Origin of the sequence: Sinomonas sp. B1-1, from assembly GCF_050474465.1 — a bacterium.
Classification (GTDB): Bacteria; Actinomycetota; Actinomycetes; order Actinomycetales; family Micrococcaceae; genus Sinomonas; species Sinomonas flava.
In genome coordinates this window covers 163,461-178,591 of record NZ_JBCHVF010000007.1, presented here as the reverse complement: position 1 = coordinate 178,591, position 15,131 = coordinate 163,461, and the positions used below count along the sequence as shown (strand labels likewise).

Genomic DNA, 15,131 nt, shown 5'->3' with positions numbered 1-15,131 from the left:
CTCGGTATGCGCCGAGCCGACGTGCTCCACGATCCGCTGACGCCCGGCGACGTACTCCGCGATCTGCACCGCCGTCGCCCCGGAGGCAGTCCGGACCCGCCTGATGAACGCCACAACGCGACACTAGGACACCCTGCTTAGTGCGTGAAACAGCGTCCCTCGGCCAGCATCGCCCCAGATCAGAGGGCAGTAGGTTCTCCGAACCGCTACAGCGTGAGCCAACTCAGGCGAGGGTGTGGGAGAGTAGGACACCGCCGGACAACACCACCAGGTCGAGCCCCCCAGCACCCGCCGGGGGGCTCCCTGCATTTAACTCACGCCGCGGGCAAGCCCCGCCCACAAAGGCGGACCGCCGTGCAGGTAGCTGCACGGCCTAGGATCTTTGCATGGAACCCCTCTTCTCACACTCTCCGCGCTCGGAGCCCGACCGGGCAGCGCGCGGCGAGGAGCCGCCGTCGCGCGTGTACCGCCTCGAGCTGCCCGTGCCCCGGGATGTTGTCTACCGGGCGTTCGTGGGGGACGCCCACCTGTGGTGGCCGGCGGACTCGACCCGCTTCGGCGAGGGGACGCATGTGTTCATCGAGGACGGCGTCGTGGGCGAGGAGGGGCAGAACGGCGAGACAGCCGTGTGGGCGGAGGTGCGGCACGAGGAGCCTGGGGAGGACATCGTGTTCTCGTGGTCCGACGGGGCACCGGCCGGCAGCCCGACTACGGTGACGGTGGCGCTGGAGGACGCGTCGGGTGATTCCGCGGGCGGAACCGTTGTCACCGTGACGCAGGACGGATGGGCGGCGGGAACCATCGGGCATACCGCGTTCGAGCGGTCCAGCGGATGGCGCGCAATCCTGGGGCGGTTCGCCGCGTTCTTCGGCCAGCTCCCGGAGGCTGTCGAGGAGCTCGCAGACGGCGGAGACTGAGACTGGACGGACGGTTCTGGGAGGGCGGAAGATGCCTTCCATGGGCGCATTCACGGGATTCCCTCCGGAGGGACCTGCCTTCTATGCAGACCTTGAGCTGAACAACTCCAAGGAATGGTGGACCGGGCACAAGGATGTCTACGAGAGGACGGTCAGGGGCCCGATGACAGCGCTTCTGGACGAGCTCTCAGGGGAGTTCGGGGAGGCCAAGGCCTTCCGCCCCTACCGGGACGTGCGGTTCAGCAAGGACAAATCGCCCTACAAGACCCATCAGGGCGGCTTCGCGCAGACTGCTCAGGGCATCGGGTACTACCTCCACCTCGACGCTGACGGACTCACAGTGGGCGGCGGATACCACTCGTATACGCCGGCTCAGATCGCCCGCTACCGGGGCGCCGTCGATGCCCCTTCCTCAGGAGCGGAGCTGGATGCCATTGTCGGAGCACTGCGAAGCGCTGGTTTCGCCATCGACGGAGAGCGTCTGAAGACCGTTCCGCGCGAGTATCCGAGAGACCATCCCAGAGGTGAGCTGCTGACCTACAAGTCGCTCACTGCCGCGAAGGCATACGGCATGCCGGTCTGGCTCGGGACACCGGACGCCCTCGTACACGTGCGCAGCGCCTGGTCAGGGCTCCGACCGCTCGTCGAGTGGCTGACGGACCACGTGGGCGGGTGACTCAGTCCTCGGTGAGGTGCTCGTCGTCGTCCTCGTCATCCTCGCGGTGACGGGCTTCCTCGGTCTCGATGACCTTCAGGAGCTGGGTGTCCGGGTTGAGCATGATGGCCGCCTCGTCGCGGCGGTGGCGGAGGACATCGTCGATGTACGACTGGAGCGTCTCGGCGAGCGGAACGTAGCGATCGAGCTTCTCCGACATGTACCAGCGGTGCTCCAGGACCTGATGCACCACCTCGGCCGGCTCCAGCTTCCCCGACAGCTCCTTCGGGATTGCCCTGACGATGGGCTCGAAGACCTGGGTCACCCAGGCATGGGCGCTGATCTCCTCGTCCTGGCCCGGGTAGTTGTCGGCGCGGAACGAGTCCATGTCGTTCAGCAGGCGCCGGGCCTGGTTCTCCTGGGCGTCCAGGCCGGTGAGGCGCAGGAGCCGGCGCTGGTGATGGCCGGCGTCGACGACCTTGGGCTGGAGCTGGATGGTGGTGCCCCCGGCCGTCGTCTTGATGGCGTACTCCTCCACGTCGAAGCCGAGTTCGTTGAGCCGACGGATGCGGGCGCCCACACGCCACCGTTCACCCAGCTCGAACGACTCCTTCTCCGTGAGCTCGGCCCACAGGTTCCGGTAGGAGTCCATGATCCTCTCGCTGGTGGCGACGGGATCCACCTCGGGGTCGATGAGACCGCCGTCGAGGAGGTCCATGAGCTCGCCTGCGATGTTGACGCGTGCGATCTCCAGGTCGTACTCGCGCTGGCCCGTTGAGAGGTCGGGGTAGAGCTCGCCGGTCTCGGCGTCCACGAGATAGGCCGCGAAGGAGCCGGCATCGCGGCGGAACAGCGTGTTCGAGAGCGAGACGTCCCCCCAGTAGAACCCCACGAGATGGAGCCGAACCAACAGGAGGGCCTGCGCGTCGATCAGCCGTGTGAGGGTGTCCTTGCGCAGCGTCTGCGAGAACAGCGCACGGTAGGGCAGGGAGAACTTGAGGTGCCGGGTGACGAGGCAGGGGTCGAGCGGGGTGCCCTGAGGGGTCTGCCGATCGCGGATCACGGCCACCGGCTCGACGCACGGGACGTCGAGGCGCTGGAGCTTGCGCAGCATGTGGTACTCGTGGCGGGCCACATGCTCGCCGGTCTCCTTCACCGCGATGACGGAGTTGCCCAACTTCGCGAACCGCACGATGTGCCGGGAGATGCCGCGGGGAAGTGCAGCCAGATACTCCTCGGGCCATTCCTCGAGCGCCATGTGCCACGGCAGGTCCAAGAGCTCCGGGTCCGCTGCCGCCGCGGTGATGCTGAGTGAGCCCATGACCGGCGAGGGCGGCGGGTCGGGCAGGGGAGCGCGCCTCGGCAGCTTGCCGAGTTCGGCGTAGTCCGTCGGCTCGTCCTGCCACGTGGCGCTGCTCTGTTCCGTCATGTCTTCCATTCTTCCGCGGTTCGTCCGCGGCGCGCAGCCCCATGACACGAGAGCGCCCGCCGGGCCGGGCCTGGCGGGCGCTCTCGTGAATGCGCGGCGTCGCCGCGTCAGGGGTCAGTCGCCGAGGCGAAGGCCGGTCTTGGTGTCGAAGAGGTGGACGTGGCCCTGCTGCGGGCGGACCCAGATCTTCTCGCCCTTCATCGGGGGCCGGCGGCCGTCGGTCCGGGCGACGATGTCGTGGCTCTGCCCATCCAGCATCGTGTGGCCGTAGATGTAGGCGTCGGCACCGAGCTCCTCGACGACGTCGACCTCGACCTCGAGACCCTCGCCCTGAGGGGCGGTCTCGAGGTCCTCAGGCCGGACGCCGAGGGTGACCGTCGAGCCGTGGGCCTCGGACAGGACGTCGCGGGACACGGGGTAGACCGTCCCGCCGAACTTCACGCCGTTGTCCGCCTCCGGGAGCTCGAGCAGGTTCATTGCGGGCGAGCCGATGAATCCGGCCACGAACACGTTGGACGGGCGGTCGTAGAGCTTGCGCGGCGTGTCGACCTGCTGGAGGAGGCCGTCCTTGAGGACTGCGACACGGTCGCCCATCGTCATGGCCTCGACCTGGTCGTGCGTGACGTAGACCGTCGTGACGCCCAGGCGGCGGGTCAGCGAGGCGATCTGGGTGCGGGTCTGGACGCGGAGCTTGGCGTCGAGGTTCGAGAGCGGCTCGTCCATGAGGAAGACCTGCGGGTTGCGGACGATCGCGCGGCCCATGGCGACGCGCTGGCGCTGGCCACCCGAGAGGGCCTTCGGCTTGCGCTCGAGGTACTGCTCCAGGTCGAGCAGCTTGGCCGCTTCCTTGACGCGTTGGGCGCGCTCCTCCTTGGAGACGCCGGCAATCTTGAGGGCGAATCCCATGTTGTCCGCGACCGTCATGTGCGGGTACAGCGCGTAGTTCTGGAAGACCATCGCGATGTCGCGGTCCTTCGGCGGGACGTCCGTGACGTCGCGGTCACCGATGAGGATGCGGCCCGAGTTCACGTCCTCGAGGCCGGCGAGCATGCGGAGGGAGGTCGACTTGCCACAGCCGGACGGGCCGACCAGGACGAGGAACTCGCCGTCCGCGATCTCGATGTTGAGCTTGTCGACGGCGGGCTTGTCGGTGCCCGGATACAGGCGCGTCGCATTGTCGAACGTAACTGTAGCCACAGTCATCAGTCCCTTCACCGGCAGGTACGTGCCGGACGATCCGTAGTGAATGGTTCGTGTTGTTCAGTTGTGTCCCTCATGTCGGCCAGAACAGGCCGCCCGTGCTGGCGTCGCCCATTTTGGCACAACATGACAATCGGGGGCAGCGCCCTCGCTCGCAAGACGAGTATGGCACGGATCACATTCGAGGGGAAATGTGGTGCACGTAACATCCCGTTATGTGGACGCTCCGTCGGTGTCAGGGCGCCTCTGCGCACCGAGGTCCGCGCGGAGCTCGGCCAGGAGGCCGACGACCTCCGCGACGTCCTGAGGTGACTCGACGCGGAAGCCAGCGGCGGTCTCGCCCGGACCCACCTTGATCCCCACGTCACCGGACTCCAGGGCGCGGAAACCGTCCTCGTCCGTGACGTCGTCGCCGACGAACAGCACAGCCTCGGCCTCGGTCACCTGGCGCAGGAAGGCCAGCCCCTCACCCTTGGTCGCGTGCACGACCGAGCCCTCGAGGACCTCCTTGCCGTCCTTGAGGAAGATGTCCCCCCGGCCGGTGAGCTGCCTCCGGGCGGCTGCGACGGCTGCCGCGGCGTCGTCCCGGTCGGCCTGGCGCGTGTGCAGGACGCGTCCCGCCGGCTTCTCCTCGACCCACGTCCCGGGGGCCTGGGTGGAGACCTCGGTGAACGTGCGGTGGAGGTCGGCGAGGGCATCGCGCTGGTCGGGGTCGAGCGCCACGGGGTGTTCCTCGGCGCCCAGCCGGACCTCCGCCCCGTGGCTCCCGATGAGCAGCGTCCGGTCGTCCGGCGAAGCCACCTTGAGCAGGCTCGTCAGTGCCCGGCCCGACACATAGGCCGTCCACGTCTCCGGCAGCGCCGCGAGGCGCACGACGGCGGCCGCGGTCGCCGGGAGGGGCCGGGCGTCCTCGGCGCGCTCCACGATGGGCGAGACGACGCCGTCGAAGTCGAGGGCGACGAGGAGCCGGTCGACGCCGGCCAGCCGGGTCAGTGCCGCCCGGAGCTGATCGTCGATGGTCACGGGCAGACCTCCTTGAGTCGGGCGAGGAAGATGGACGACCATTCCTCGACGTTGTGCACGAGGACCTGGCGGCGCATCGTCTTCATGCGGCGCGCCGCGATTCCCGGCGGAAGGCTGATGGCCGTGGTGATCGAGTCCTTGAGGCCAGCGATGTCGTGCGGGTTGATCAGCAGTGCCTGTTTGAGCTGGTCGGCAGCGCCGGCGAATTCGCTCAGGATCAGCGCCCCTGTCCCGTCGAGGCGCGAGGCCACATACTCCTTGGCCACGAGGTTCATGCCGTCGCGGAGGGCCGTGACGAGCATGACGTCCGCTGCGAGGTAGAGCGCCACCATCTCCTCGGTCGGGTACGAATGGTGCAGATAGCGGACGGCTGTGTGCTGCATGGTGTCGAACGTGCCATTGATCCGCCCGACCGTGCCCTCGATCTCCTCGCGCAGGAGGCGGTACTGCTCGACCCGCTCGCGGCTCGGGCTCGCGACCTGGATGAGAGTCACTTCCCCCACCTTGACCCGCCCGTCGGTGAGGAGCTCCTCGAAGGCCTTGAGCCGGTGTCGGATGCCCTTCGTGTAGTCCAGTCGGTCGACCCCGAGCATGATCACCTTGGGGTCGCCCAGGTCCTGGCGGATCTGACGGGCGCGTTCGATGATGTCGGGGCGGGAGGCGAGCTCGGCGATCCTTGCCGTGTCGATCGAGATGGGGAAGGCTTCCGCGCGCACCTCGCGCCGTCCATCGTGGCGCGTGGGATCGTGGACGACGAGGTGGGTTCCCTTGCCGCTCGCTCCCGCGTACCGACGCGCGGCGCGGGCGAAGTTCGAGGCGTCGTTGGGCCGCTGGAAGCCCAGGAGGTCCGCGCCGAGCAGTCCCTCGAGGACCTGGCGCCGCCAGGGCAGCTGGGCGAAGATCTCCTGCGGTGGGAACGGGATGTGGTTGAAGAAGCCGATCTTCAGGTCCGGGCGCTGTCGGCGGAGCATCGCCGGGACGAGCTGGAGCTGGTAGTCCTGCACCCAGACCGTGGCGCCGTCGGCGGCGCAGGCCGTGACGGCGTCGGCGAACCTCTGGTTGACCTTGCGGTACGCGTCCCACCAGGTCCGGTGGAACTCCGGCGGGGCGATCACGTCGTGGTAGAGGGGCCACAGGGTGGCGTTGGAGAAGCCCTCGTAGTACGTCTCGACTTCCTGGGCCGAGAGCGGCACCGGCAGGATGGAGATCCCCTCGTGCTCGAACGGCTCCACTTCCTCGTCCGGCGCACCATGCCAGCCGACCCACGCGCCGTCGGACTTCTCCATCACCGGGGCGAGCGCCGTGACCAGGCCGCCGGGGGAGCGCCGCCACCCTGCATCCCCGCCTTCGCCGACCCTGTCGACAGGCAGTCGGTTGGAGACGACGAGGAAGTCGTAGATGTGCGTCCTGGCGGGGATTCCGTCGTCTTCCTCGGTCGGTTTCTTGGCGGTCTGCTGGCTCACGTTCAGTCCCCTCGGATCCCTGTCACTTTCCTCAACACTACCCGCCGCGGCGTGGGCTGCATGTCACACGCGGAATATGGAACTCAGCCCAGACGCGGAACGTTGCGGGGGAAGAAGCCCCGGCGAGGGGAAGGAAGGGCGGGACCCGGCGCCAGCTGCCTGCACTACACTGACCCCGTCGCCGACCACGGGCGTGCACCGCGCGCCGCGAACCGATCACGAGGAACGATGAGCCCCGCCAATCAGCCACGACAGACGAAGGCAGAGCGCACCGCCGCCGCCCGGGAGAAGGCCCGCCAGATCCGTGAGGAGCAGCAGAAGAGGGAGAAGCGCAATCGCCTCCTGCTTCGGTGGGGCGTCGTGGTCGCTCTCGTGGCCGTGATCGCTGTGGTTGCGCTCGTGGTCACGAGCTCGATGCGCTCCAACGCGCCGATCGGGGACACCGGGCCCCGTGCGGCCAACATGAACGCGAACGGCGGTGTGACGCTCGGAAAGGGCAACGAGGTCAAGGCCGTGCCGGCGTCGACCGTCGATGTCGCATCGATCCCTCCCGCGACCGGCCAGCCGAGCGCCGGCCAGGCCGCCAACGCCCCCGGCATCGAGCCGTCCGCCAAGACCGAGCCGGTCAAGGTGGTCGTCTACATCGACTTCATCTGCCCGATCTGCAAGCAGTTCGAGGACACGTACGGCGAGAAGCTGAACCAGGCGCGCAACGACGGCAAGATCACCCTCGAGTACCGTCCGCTGGGCTTCCTGGACCGCCAGTCCACGACGAACTACTCGTCGCGGGCCGCCAACGCCGCCGCCTGCGTCGCGAACTCCCACCCGGACAAGTACGCGGACTTCTTCACGGCGCTGTTCGCACAGCAGCCCGCTGAGGGCAGCGCCGGCCTCTCCGACGACAAGCTCAAGGAGATCGCGCGGGGCCTCGGCGCAGACATCGACAAGTGCGTCGACGACAAGACCTACCGGCCGATGGTCAAGTACGACACCCAGCTCGCGACCTCCTCGGGTGTCACCGGCACGCCGACGGCGTTCGTGGACGGCAAGCAGTGGGGCATCGGGGACTCTGCGCAGCAGGGCTTCGACGCGTTCCTCGACGCCGCGATCGCTGCCAAGGCTGCCTGACCGAAACGTACGACGCCGGCCCGGTCCCCTCGCGGGGGCCGGGCCGGCTGTCGTTGGAGCAGAGGTCCGGTGAGGAGCGTCGCCCCGTCAGCGGATGTGCATCTGGACGAGGGCGACGGCTGCCGCGAGCAGGAGGCCGAGCGCGACGACGCCGAGCATTCCGGCGAGGGCCAGCACGAGCCTGCCGGCGGCAATGAAGGGCCCCTTCGGGATCATCCAGGCCTTCCTGTGCAGGGCTGCCTGCAGCCTTGCAGACTCTGCCCGCGCATCCAGGAGGCTTTCCTGAACGAGGCCGTCCCCCACAGGGCCCATCATTCCCCCTCTTGTGTTTCCTGTTGTCTCCGCCGTCTGGGGTGAGCTCGCGCCCGCGGCCGCCTCACCGTGTGCACGGTGTCGAGGCGGCCGCGGGCGCTCCAAAGCGAACCCCCAGCGTCCGCATTGGACATGTACAACATTAGCGGATATGCCACCTGCGCGGCGCGGAAAGAAGCGATGGCTTCTGGGCGCTGCCGCTACCCCTGAGGCCTCCGGATCTGGCTAGAATGCGTCAACGCGACGACGGAGAGTCACTGGGGGGAATGAATACGTGGACGAGGCAATGAAGCGCTATCTCTCCAGGCAGATCACAGGGCTCGACCGCATGAGAGAACCGCGGGACGAGGAATTCGCGGCGGTCATTGTGGAACTCGAGGCATTCCGTGAGGAAGGCGGCGGCATCCCTGACTGGAGATCGAGCGACAGGGTCGAAGCGAGGCTCGGTTCGTGGTTGGAGGGCCAGCGGGATGTTGAACGCCGCGGCGTGCTGTGCGAGAAGCGGCGCATGCTGCTCGAAGGCGTGCTGGGGCCGCGGTGGGTGAGCCCGAGCTGAGGCCGCGGGAGTTCAGGAGTCCGTCGAGGCCGTCCGCTCCCGCGCCGGCAAGGGGGACTCCGCAGCGGCCAGCATTTCCTCCTCCGTTCGTCCCTGCTTGCGGAGGAAGAGCAGCAGTTCTTCCTGGGAGGGTTCCCCGCGGTCCCGGTACTTCACGGCGAGCCCGTAGAGGTACTCGAAGTCGGCATATCGGGCCGGGTCGGACCACATTTCTCGCTCCCGCATCGCCGCCGACCTCCACAGTGCCCAGCCGTGCCGGATGGAATTCCCATGGAGGTCGAGAACGCGCTCTGCCCTTAGGACCCCAGTCCTCGTGAGGTACCCCAGCTCGGTATAGAAGTTGAAGAGGGCGCGAGTGCCGCCGTCAATGTACTGTGGCTCGCGCAGCTGCCCATCGACCAGATAGTGGTCGAGGAAGTACTGGAAACTCGCCCGCCGGTACCGCTGGAAGATGGGTCCGGTCCACTCCTCCCAGAGCTGCGACATCACGCTGACCTCCAGCCGGATCCGCTCGCGCTCGTCGCGCAGCTGGAGGGACTTCAGCTGCGCGGCCACGCTCTCCGCTGTCAGTTCGGTCTGGCGTCTCATGAGGACGTTCTGCTCCTCGACGAATTCCGCGTGGGCCCTCAGCTGGCGTCGTGCGACCCACGCCGCCCAGATGGCACCGACGCCGGTGGCCATGCCGCCCACGGCGATGAGCACTGTCAGGAGATCGAGGTCCATCGGCGACCCTTCCTCAGTCCGATGAGATGGGCCCCAGCTGTTCGTACCGTCAAGATTCCGCGCACGCGCTGCGGACGTCAAGGAGGTGAAGGCGAAGGCGAGAGGCGCGATCGCCTAACCTCTGGCAGAGTATTCTTCAGCACCGACATCGTGAACCAGCCTGGGCATCTGTCTTAGCCTTCCGCTCATGTGGGTACTGTCACCGCATGGATTCAGCACGGAAACGAACAGGGGCCTGACTTGGCAGGGAACGCGACCTTTCGTCACGGCAACGCCGCACTGCTTGCGGTGAGCAGCGTCGAGGCTCCGAGGATCGTGAGTTCGACGGATTTCGACCACAGCCTGGCCTCGACCCTGCAGCGGCTCAGGTTCCCACCCCGGCTGCTCGAGCGCGTTGCCGGCATCACGCACCGCCGCTGGTGGGCCCCCGGGACGTCCTTCGACGACGCCGCAGCCGAAGCGGGTTCGAAGGCGCTGGCGGAGGCGGGTGTGGAAGCATCCGAGATCGGGCTCCTGATCAACACCTCAGTCACGCGACGCAGCCTCGAGCCGTCCGTCGCGGTGAAGATCCACCACCGGATGGGCCTGAATTCGTCGGCCATGAACTTCGACCTTGCGAACGCGTGCCTCGGGTTCGTGAACGGCATGATCCTGGCGGCCAACATGATCGACTCCGGCCAGATCAAGTACGCCGTCATCGTCAACGGCGAGGACTCCCAAGCCACGCAGGAGGCGACGCTGGCACGACTGCAGCGGCCGGACACGACCCGCGAAGACTTCACCCGGGAGTTCGCCACGCTCACCCTCGGCTCAGGGGCAGCCGCCGCCGTTCTGGGTCCCGCCGATGAGCACCCGGGGGCCCACCGGCTTGTCGGGGGCGTGATGCGGGCCGGCACCGAGCACCACGACCTGTGCGTGGGAGGCGTCGACGGGATGTCCACCGACACGAAGGGCCTGCTCGACGGCGGCCTCCAGCTCGTGGTCGACGCCTGGCACGAGGCCCAGCCGGAGTGGGACTGGGCCTCCATGGACCGCTATGTCACCCACCAGGTGAGCAACGCCTACACCCAGGCCATCATCAAGGCCATCGACCTGGACCCGGGCAAGGTTCCGATCACCTTCCCCCACTGGGGCAACGTGGGTCCTGCCTCGCTGCCCATGACACTGGCAGCCGAGGCGCAGTCGCTGAGTTCGGGAGACCGCGTGCTGTGCATGGGCGTGGGCTCGGGACTGAATACGGGCATGGTGGAAATCGTTTGGTAGCCGAGGCCTGGGCCGGGGTCGACCCAGAATGGTCCCGGACGATCACCGTTCATTCCACCTCCGCGGTGGACCCTGCGGGCACACTGCGCCGCTGGCACGTCTTGGACAACGGCGCACAGATCTCCAGGCGGGGTCTCGCGCCGGCAGGCACCCTGCTGTGCGTCCACGGCAACCCGACCTGGTCGTACCTGTGGCGGACCCTTCTGGCAGCCGGATCCGAGCCGGGCCATCCGTGGCGCGTCGTCGCGGTGGACCAGCTGGACATGGGCTACTCGGAGCGGACGGGCACATTCCGTCGTCTTGGTGACCGGATCAACGACCTCGGAGACCTGACCGACGCACTGGGCCTCGACGGACCGGTGGTCACAGTGGGCCACGACTGGGGCGGGGTGGTCAGCCTCGGCTGGGCGCTGGCGCACCCCCAGCACCTCGCCGGAGTCGTGCTGACCAACACGGCCGTCCACCAGCCGTCCGGCTCGGGGATCCCGCCCGCCCTCCGGCTTGCGCTGCACCCCGCAGTCCACCGCTGGGGCACCACGACGTCGGACGCCTTCCTGCGGGTCACGCACGCCCTGGCACGCCCACAGCTGCCCCCCGAGGTCCGCAGGGCCTACATGGCCCCGTACCGCAGCTCCCACCGCCGGGCGGGGGTGGGGAACTTCGTGGCGGACATCCCCACGGATGCCTCCCATCCCAGCTTCCCGGCGCTCCGGGGGGTAGCGGAGGGGGTGCGCGGGCTCAGGGTGCCGGCCCTGCTGCTCTGGGGCCCGCGCGACCCCGTCTTCTCCGACCGGTACCTCAAAGACCTCGTCGGGCGGCTCCCGCACGCGGACGTGCACCGCTTCGAGGGCGCAGGACACCTCGTGGCGGAGGACCGGGACATCGCCGCACCGGTCTTCCAGTGGCTCGCAGACCACGCGGTCGGCACGCACGACGGCGACCACGCGGCGTCGGGCGCCCCGATCCCCGATGCAGGCAGGCCGACGGCCGCCGAGGAGCGGCCCGGTGCGTTCCGCCCTCTCTGGTCGGAGCTCGACGAGCAGGCGGCGGGCCCCGGAGGGGACGAAACCGCTGTGGCCGAGATGTCGCCGGCGGGCGCCGTCAGCCGGTTGCTCACGTGGAGACAGCTGGGCCGGAGCATCGCCGAGCTCGCGGCGGGCCTGCGGGATGCAGGCGTGGGCAGCGGCAGCCGGGTGAGCCTCATGGTTCCGCCGGGGGTGGACCTCACCGTGGCGCTCTACGCGTGCCTGCGGCTGGGAGCGGTGGTCGTGGTGGCCGACGCCGGGCTGGGAGCCAGGGGTCTGAGCCGGGCCGTGAAGGGCGCGGCCCCCGATTTCCTGATCGGCATCGACAGGGCACTGGCGGCTGCCGCGGCGCTCGGCTGGCCCGGGCGACGGATCAGCGTGCAGGAGCTGCCGGAAGTCCGCCGCCGCATCCTCGCAGTCGAAGCCTCCCTCACAGGCCTCGCGCGGCGCGGTGCGGCGCTCGGCGCGGGCCGGCCGCTGCCCGATCCGGATCCGACGGCCCCCGCCGCCGTACTGTTCACGTCCGGCTCCACCGGCCCCGCGAAGGGGGTTGCCTACACCCATCGGCAACTCTCCGCGATGCGGAACACCGTGGCCCAGACGTTCGGGATCCGCCGCGGGGCCAGACTGGTGGCGGGCTTCGCCCCCTTCGCGCTCCTCGGACCGGCGCTCGGGGCAGTCTCGGTGACCCCTGCGATGGACGTCACGGCTCCCCGCACCCTCACCGCGCGCGCACTGGGGGACGCTGCGGCGGCCATCGAAGCCACCGTGGTCTTCGCCTCGCCGGCGGCGCTGCGCAATGTCCTGGCCACCCAGAATGGCGTAGGCGCGGCGGGGCGCGAGGCCCTGGAGCGGGTCGAACTGCTGCTGTCCGCCGGGGCACCTGTCCCCGAACCGCTCCTGGCCGAGGTGCAGCGGCTCCTTCCGCGGGCCTCGCTGCACACCCCCTATGGGATGACGGAAGCGCTGCCCGTCACGGACATCAGCCTCGAACAGATCCGGGCCGCCGACGTCGAAGCCGCCGCCGGCACAGTGCCGGGTGCGGGCAATGGCGTGTGTGTCGGCCTGCCGGTGCATGGCGCGCGCGTCGCCATCGTTCCGCTGGGCCCCGACGGCAGTGCGCACGGATCCCATCCTGTGACGGAGGCGGGTGTGACCGGTGAGATCCTGGTCAGCGCGCCGCACGTCAAGCACGCCTACGACAGGCTCTGGCTGACGCAGCGGGAGAGCTCCAGCGTTCCCGGGTGGCACCGCACGGGCGACGTGGGGCACTTCGACGCGGCCGGCCGCCTCTGGGTGGAGGGGCGCCTGGCCCACGTCGTGACGGCGCCGGGCGCCGTGGTCACGCCTGTCGGCGCGGAGCAGGCAATCGAACGTCTGGACTGCGTCCGGCTGGCCGCCATTGCCGGCGTCGGCCCGGCTGGCACGCAGGCGGCGGTTGCCGTCGTCGAGACCCTGCCTCCGACCCGCACCGGGGGCCCTGCGGCGCCCCGGCTCGCGTCGCGCGTCAGGGAGGCGGCCCGTGAGGCCGGTGTGGCGGTCTCCGCGGTGCTGGCCGTTCCAGCGCTCCCGACGGACATCCGGCACAACGCCAAGATCGACAGGACGCGTCTGTCCCGCTGGGCTTCCCAAGTGCTGGCCGGCGGCCGCCAGGGGAAGCCATGAGGGTCTTCGTCACGGGTGCCAGCGGGCTGCTCGGACGCGAGGTCGCGCGGCTCCTGGTCCGCCAAGGGCACGCCGTGACCACGTTCCAGCGACGGGCGTCAGGGGTCGACGGCGCCGCCGACCTCCGCGGCTCCGTCACCGACGAGGACGCTGTCCGGGCCGCCGTTCAGGGTGCGGAGGGAATCATCCATCTGGCCGCGAAGGTCTCCTTCACCGGCCGAGCGGCTGAGTTCCACGAGGTGAACGTCGAGGGGACCCGCCGCCTCCTCCGGTGCGCCCGCGCGGCCGGCGTGCGGGATGTGGTGTTCGTGTCGTCCCCGTCCGTGGCCAACTCCGGCGCCGCCATCGTAGGCCTGGGCGCCGAGCCCGCCGACCCGCAGCGCGCGCACGGAGACTACTCGCGCACCAAGGCCGAGGCGGAGCTCCTCGCGCTGGCGGCGGACTCGCCGGGGTTCCGGGTCGGGGCCGTGCGTCCCCACATCGTGTGGGGCCCCGGCGATACCCAACTGGTTGAGCGGGTCCTGCATCGTGCACGTCGCCACCGCCTGCCCCTGCTCGACGCCGGTGCGGCTCTGATCGACACCACCTATGTGGACAATGCCGCCTCCGCCATCGTCGCTGCGCTGTACCGCATGGACCATGTCCATCGGAGAGCCGTCGTAGTGACCAACGGCGAGCCGCGCCCGATCGGCGAGCTGCTCGCAGGCATCTGCCGCGCAGGCGGCGTCCCGGCGCCGTCGTGGGCCGTGCCCGGCACCGTGGCCCGGACAGCGGGCGCGGCGGTGGAGAAGCTCTGGACCTGGGCCGGGCGCAAGGAGGAGCCTCCGATGACGAGATTCCTGGCCGAGCAGCTCTCTACGGCCCACTGGTACGACCAGCGTGAGACCCGTGCGCTCCTCGACTGGACCCCCTCTGTCTCGCTCGATGAGGGGCTCGCGAGACTTGGCGAGCACTATGGTTCTCCGTCAGGGGGCCGCTGACGCATCTCGGCGACCGCGAGCGGGCACCCCGCGTCCCCCACGGCCCGGAGGTCAGGGCAGGGCTGGGGTGGGGCCGTCGCCGCTGGGGAGTGGGACGGGTTCTCCATAGGCGTTCACGATGCTGCCGGTCTGCTCGGCGCGGAGCTCGAGGAGCTCCACGGGCGCGGTGGCCCGGGCCAGGGCCGCGGCGTGGGCGACGTCGGCGGCGATGTGCTCGGCGGCGAGCACGAGGCGGTGGCTGACAGGGAGGCGGGTGTGCTCTGCGGCCCAGAGGTCCAGGGCGCGGGCGAGCTGGTCGGTGTCGGCGTCGCCGAGCTGGACTTCGACAAGGAGGCGCGTCCCGCTGGCGGGGTCGAAGAGGATGGCGGCGAACCGGTCGGTGCCGTCCCGGGGGATGGTGCGCTCGAAGCGGGGCATGCCGTCGGTGAGGCCCAGCAATACCGGGCTCTCCTCGATGCGTGAGGCCAGCCGGACCGCGTCGAGGCCGAGGCTGTGCAGGGTCGGCCGACGGGACCGGGGCGTGCTCACCCCACGATCCTATGCGCGGCCCCGGCAGGCGTCCGTGACGCACGGCATGGCCGCGGGTGGTTTGGCCGGGGCGCGTGCCGGATAGGGTCCGTACGAGTTCCCTCTCCCAATGGACTCAGCGGGCTGGTAACCCGCGACCCGGCACGGAGGGGCCCGGCAGCTGGGCCCCTCCAGGGCCGGAACGTCTCAGCGCTTGCCCGTGGCGGCGAGGGCATTCCTATCCTGATGCCGACTACCCGTCATCGCAGAGAGCGGCGAGAATGA

General features: G+C 69.5%; 14 protein-coding genes. 7 read left to right on the top strand and 7 right to left on the bottom strand.

Features of this window, described 5'->3' with window-relative positions:
• The first annotated feature begins 386 nt into the window (after positions 1-386).
• Together ACQ5BE_RS12095 and ACQ5BE_RS12090 are read left to right on the top strand one after the other, a co-directional pair.
• Complete coding sequence (locus ACQ5BE_RS12095; protein ID WP_430297249.1) at positions 387-917, top strand: SRPBCC family protein; 531 nt, start codon at positions 387-389, stop codon at positions 915-917.
• A gap of 40 nt (positions 918-957) precedes the next feature.
• A complete protein-coding gene (locus ACQ5BE_RS12090) occupies positions 958-1,593 on the top strand; it encodes a DUF2461 domain-containing protein (RefSeq protein WP_430297248.1) in 636 nt (211 codons plus the stop codon).
• A 1-nt stretch (position 1,594) separates the two neighbouring features.
• Here the strand turns inward: ACQ5BE_RS12090 and ACQ5BE_RS12085 are convergent, their stop codons facing one another.
• The 4 genes from ACQ5BE_RS12085 to ACQ5BE_RS12070 form a co-directional block, all read right to left on the bottom strand.
• Positions 1,595-3,001, bottom strand: a complete 1,407-nt coding sequence (locus ACQ5BE_RS12085) for a DUF4032 domain-containing protein (RefSeq protein ID WP_430297247.1) — start codon at positions 2,999-3,001, stop codon at positions 1,595-1,597.
• Between the two features lie 114 nt (positions 3,002-3,115).
• Complete coding sequence (locus ACQ5BE_RS12080) at positions 3,116-4,198, bottom strand: ABC transporter ATP-binding protein (protein ID WP_430297246.1); 1,083 nt, start codon at positions 4,196-4,198, stop codon at positions 3,116-3,118.
• Between the two features lie 216 nt (positions 4,199-4,414).
• Positions 4,415-5,224: a trehalose-phosphatase gene (gene otsB, locus ACQ5BE_RS12075; protein WP_430297245.1), complete on the bottom strand. Its 810-nt coding sequence runs from the start codon at positions 5,222-5,224 to the stop codon at positions 4,415-4,417.
• Complete coding sequence (locus ACQ5BE_RS12070; protein WP_430297244.1) at positions 5,221-6,687, bottom strand: alpha,alpha-trehalose-phosphate synthase (UDP-forming); 1,467 nt, start codon at positions 6,685-6,687, stop codon at positions 5,221-5,223. Before ACQ5BE_RS12070 ends, otsB begins: the two co-directional genes overlap by 4 nt.
• Positions 6,688-6,915: 228 nt before the next feature.
• Between ACQ5BE_RS12070 and ACQ5BE_RS12065 the strand changes: the two genes are divergently transcribed.
• On the top strand, positions 6,916-7,815 hold the full coding sequence (locus ACQ5BE_RS12065) for a DsbA family protein (protein WP_430297243.1): 900 nt from the start codon (positions 6,916-6,918) through the stop codon (positions 7,813-7,815).
• Between the two features lie 87 nt (positions 7,816-7,902).
• Here the strand turns inward: ACQ5BE_RS12065 and ACQ5BE_RS12060 are convergent, their stop codons facing one another.
• Positions 7,903-8,031, bottom strand: coding sequence for a hypothetical protein (locus ACQ5BE_RS12060; protein ID WP_413249974.1), 129 nt, complete (start codon positions 8,029-8,031; stop codon positions 7,903-7,905).
• 370 nt (positions 8,032-8,401) lie between these two features.
• Between ACQ5BE_RS12060 and ACQ5BE_RS12055 the strand changes: the two genes are divergently transcribed.
• Positions 8,402-8,683 (top strand): hypothetical protein, encoded by a 282-nt coding sequence (locus tag ACQ5BE_RS12055; RefSeq protein WP_430297242.1) that lies wholly within the window; start codon positions 8,402-8,404, stop codon positions 8,681-8,683.
• A gap of 12 nt (positions 8,684-8,695) precedes the next feature.
• Here ACQ5BE_RS12055 and ACQ5BE_RS12050 read toward each other — a convergent pair whose 3' ends face one another.
• Positions 8,696-9,406 carry a hypothetical protein gene (locus ACQ5BE_RS12050; protein ID WP_430297241.1) on the bottom strand — a complete coding sequence of 237 codons (711 nt, stop codon included), beginning with the start codon at positions 9,404-9,406 and terminating at the stop codon, positions 8,696-8,698.
• Positions 9,407-9,646: 240 nt separating this feature from the next.
• On the opposite strand from ACQ5BE_RS12050, the gene ACQ5BE_RS12045 reads away from it, so the two are divergent.
• From ACQ5BE_RS12045 to ACQ5BE_RS12035, 3 genes are read left to right on the top strand one after another with little or no spacing between them, the layout of a single operon-like run.
• The gene (locus tag ACQ5BE_RS12045) at positions 9,647-10,669 is read left to right on the top strand and encodes a 3-oxoacyl-ACP synthase III (RefSeq protein WP_430297240.1); all 1,023 of its coding nucleotides are present in this window, start codon (positions 9,647-9,649) and stop codon (positions 10,667-10,669) included.
• Positions 10,663-13,359, top strand: a complete 2,697-nt coding sequence (locus ACQ5BE_RS12040) for an alpha/beta fold hydrolase (RefSeq protein ID WP_430297239.1) — start codon at positions 10,663-10,665, stop codon at positions 13,357-13,359. The genes ACQ5BE_RS12045 and ACQ5BE_RS12040 overlap by 7 nt, the downstream gene beginning before the upstream one ends.
• Positions 13,356-14,339: an NAD-dependent epimerase/dehydratase family protein gene (locus tag ACQ5BE_RS12035; RefSeq protein ID WP_430297238.1), complete on the top strand. Its 984-nt coding sequence runs from the start codon at positions 13,356-13,358 to the stop codon at positions 14,337-14,339. The genes ACQ5BE_RS12040 and ACQ5BE_RS12035 overlap by 4 nt, the downstream gene beginning before the upstream one ends.
• 51 nt (positions 14,340-14,390) lie before the next feature.
• On the opposite strand, the gene ACQ5BE_RS12030 is transcribed toward ACQ5BE_RS12035, so the two are convergent.
• Positions 14,391-14,867: a hypothetical protein gene (locus ACQ5BE_RS12030; protein ID WP_430297237.1), complete on the bottom strand. Its 477-nt coding sequence runs from the start codon at positions 14,865-14,867 to the stop codon at positions 14,391-14,393.
• Positions 14,868-15,131 lie beyond the last annotated feature (264 nt).